The organism is Gallintestinimicrobium propionicum (genome assembly GCF_025567525.1).
Lineage (GTDB): Bacteria > Bacillota > Clostridia > Lachnospirales > Lachnospiraceae > Gallintestinimicrobium > Gallintestinimicrobium propionicum.
The window spans coordinates 1-2,319 of the sequence record NZ_JAOQJY010000049.1 but is presented as its reverse complement, the minus strand read 5'-3'; the positions used below and the strand labels follow the sequence as shown (position 1 = coordinate 2,319).

The following is a 2,319-nucleotide window of genomic DNA, read 5'->3' as shown; positions in this document are numbered from 1 at the left end:
CCAACAAGATTCCCGCAGGGGCAAAATGAGCGATAAGCGAATTTTGGCACCTCGGTAGAATCTTGCTCTAAGAAACTGCCGGCCTGCCGTTCACTTGCTACTGCCACTTTTTCAGAAAATCTATAACCAGCTTTTTTTATAAAAGGCTGCGGGCTGGCGTTTTTCCCTTACTCCCTACAAACCACAAAAGAGCAGAATGGACGGACTTTCCGGCAAGAACTTTTCCGGCGGCTCGGTCTTTCCCGACAATAAGGCGTTTCGGAAGCTGCGTTTTGCCCGCTGTCTGAAAAAAATGGCAGCCTTTTTTGGTTTCACTGTCTAATACGGAACTTTTGGAAATTTGCCAAAAATGGACGCAAAAAAAGCAGCAAATCTTTTTCGGATTTACTGCTTCATGTGCCGCTGCGGTGCGGCGGGATGGATATTCAGTTGAAATAAAAGAGGATGGTGGTACTTTAGTCTATCGACTCTTTACTAACTATTAGGTAATCTTGAAAGATTTTCCTTGAATTTATCTAAAGAATGTTCATTGTTTCCCGCAAAAATAAGTGGAATTGTATATTCATATGATATGCCATTTTCATAGTCCGATAATTGTATTTTTATAGTATCATCCCTCTCATCTTTAGGTGCTATATATATGAATGAATTTTTATTTATATCAGATATTTTCCCTTTTTCAGAAGAAACAGTATAACCCCAGTCTGTTAAATTTGTCTTTATTGTAACTTCTGTTTCTGTTTCTTTTCTAGTCTGCAATGCTGTTTTATCGATTTGGATATCAAAAGGAGTCGAACCTAACAATTCACTGTTTATATTTACAAGTTCTTCTCCATTTGTTTTAGAAATATTAGATTCATCTTCATAATTTTGTTGAGATTCATCTTTTGGTGTTTCTCTGTTACATCCTAATAAAAAGCATAAAATAATTAGTACTAATACAGAAAGTTGTTTTTTTTGCATTTATTTCTCCTTTCATATTATCAAAGAAAGCACTGAGAGTACTTTCAAGAAATTTTGAAATATTCTCAATGCTTTCTATTTCTTGATTATAAACTTGCCGGTAATGATACTATGTTAATTTATCTCTTTCGCGTAACCTTTGTTGCAATATACACATGCACCATTCACCCATTTGTGAGACATTTCAATCGTCTCAACTTCATAAATGCTTACTTCTCCACAAATTAAACATTGTTTGTAATTATATACATGACGTGTCGCACATTTATCCCAGTCATCATATATACCAGGCATTTCATCTTCATATCCATAGTACTGGGGAGAACCCCAACTATGAGTATGAGCGGCAAATACAGTCATTGGAGCAGCTACAATTCCAGCTACTACTGAAAGTGCTAAAATAGATTTTCTTAAATTCATAAGTTCCTCCCTTTCCTTAAAAATACATAGCTCTTTGTTACATTGTCATTTTAACATAATAATTGGTAAAATGAAATAATTTATTTTCTATTTACGAGAAAATACTGTGCATATTATCTTATTTAGGAATAGTTAAGGCGGCTACCTAAATCTTTTTATTACTTTACCGCACATGAGCATTTGCGCCAGGGTTGTCGTTGCCGTAACCTTCCAACAGGTTGATGACACCCCAGATACCAAGACCAGCGCCCAGAGCGATAACGAGAGTCTGAAGAACGGTAATTGCCTGTTCAAAAAATGCCATAAATAATATTAGCCGGAATCATTTGAATGATTAGTTAGGTTTGTTTCATAAGCGCACAAAAGCCGGAACAATCTGCCGCCCGGTTTCCGGGGGCATGATTCCGGCTGTCCTCCTTTTTCATTATTTTTCTTGCGATTGTCCGCTTTGTACGCCAATGGCCTCAACAGAGGCAGTTGCGGCAAATAGATACGATCACTCCTTTCTCAGCGGAACCGTATTACACGCCCTCCGTGTCTACTTCATATACATCGCAGACCTCATCAGGCTTGAGTTTTAGTCTGGCAGACAAAAATGCTTCAATATCAAAGGTATTTCGCTTGTCTGCATCAGCTGTGTATTTGAAATTAGGGTGTCTGGTAATGTCATACTTGTCTGAAAGAAACGGACGCACACCGCGCAACTGCAAGATGCACTTGCCGCCATCCATAACTGCCAGCTCGTCCTGGCTCATCAGCTCTTTTCCCAATTTCTGATAGTTGAGCGAGTGGGAAGTCTCCCGTCCCCGGCTCTCTCCGGTGTTGTAAGTGTCTATGGTCTCCTTTCCCAGAACAGCCGCCAGCTCTTTCAGCGTTGTTGGCTCTTTGCCACCCAGGAAGATGGAAGTATCCATATTGCCGATGATGGTATCGGCA

Annotated in this window: 4 protein-coding genes; all 4 read right to left on the bottom strand. The window is 39.3% G+C overall.

Annotation, left to right across the window (positions count from 1 at the left end):
- Positions 1-474: 474 nt before the first annotated feature.
- Positions 475-963 carry a hypothetical protein gene (locus OCV62_RS18050; RefSeq protein ID WP_002569239.1) on the bottom strand — a complete coding sequence of 163 codons (489 nt, stop codon included), beginning with the start codon at positions 961-963 and terminating at the stop codon, positions 475-477.
- 114 nt (positions 964-1,077) lie between these two features.
- A complete protein-coding gene (locus OCV62_RS18045; RefSeq protein ID WP_002569240.1) occupies positions 1,078-1,383 on the bottom strand; it encodes a hypothetical protein in 306 nt (101 codons plus the stop codon).
- Positions 1,384-1,546: 163 nt separating this feature from the next.
- Positions 1,547-1,687: a Maff2 family mobile element protein gene (locus tag OCV62_RS18040; protein ID WP_007037419.1), complete on the bottom strand. Its 141-nt coding sequence runs from the start codon at positions 1,685-1,687 to the stop codon at positions 1,547-1,549.
- A gap of 217 nt (positions 1,688-1,904) precedes the next feature.
- The coding region (locus tag OCV62_RS18035) for a TraG/TraD/VirD4 family protein (RefSeq protein ID WP_262588380.1) at positions 1,905-2,319 on the bottom strand (415 nt) is incomplete at its 5' end.

Excerpts from the sequence above, each read along its gene's own strand:
- OCV62_RS18050 (WP_002569239.1), bottom strand. The coding sequence starts at position 963 with ATGCAAAAAAAACAACTTTCTGTATTAGTACTAATTATTTTATGCTTT.
- OCV62_RS18045 (WP_002569240.1), bottom strand. The coding sequence starts at position 1,383 with ATGAATTTAAGAAAATCTATTTTAGCACTTTCAGTAGTAGCTGGAATT.
- OCV62_RS18040 (WP_007037419.1), bottom strand. The coding sequence starts at position 1,687 with ATGGCATTTTTTGAACAGGCAATTACCGTTCTTCAGACTCTCGTTATC.